This is a genomic window from Kingella pumchi (assembly GCF_022288825.1).
In the GTDB taxonomy this organism is placed as follows: domain Bacteria; phylum Pseudomonadota; class Gammaproteobacteria; order Burkholderiales; family Neisseriaceae; genus Kingella_D; species Kingella_D pumchi.
On record NZ_JAKOOW010000022.1, the window covers coordinates 24,679 to 25,101 of the forward strand.

Genomic DNA, 423 nt, shown 5'->3' on the forward strand with positions numbered 1-423 from the left:
CGGTAGCCATATACAGCGCCTTACGCACCGCAGACCTTCCGCCGAAGCAGCGGCTTTTGAATTTAGTTTCCCCGCTCTCCCTCGGGTGTGGGGCAATACCGACCAGACTCGCCAGCCGTTTGTGGCTCAGCAAGCGTAGGTTGGGTTTAGACCCAACAAAACCGTAAAATTCACCTGTTTTGTTGGGTTTACAACCCAACCTACAACCACCCAAAAGCAGCCTGAAACCCCATTTTCAGGCTGCCTTTCCATCCACCACAAGCAAAGGACACCACATGCCCGCCATTCTCACCGACTCCGCCCAGCTCGCCGCCGCCCATAGCCGTTTCGTCCAAGTCCTGCAAACCGTCCTAACGCAAACCATCCCCTGCACCGTCTCCGGCGTTGGCGGCGGATTGGACACCGAAGCCGCCTACTCGCCCG

At 57.9% G+C, this 423-nt stretch carries 1 pseudogene; it reads right to left on the reverse strand.

Annotated elements, in window-relative coordinates:
• Positions 1-145 (reverse strand): annotated as a pseudogene (locus MB824_RS05150) (transposase); the annotation flags it as partial.
• Positions 146-423: the final 278 nt, after the last annotated feature.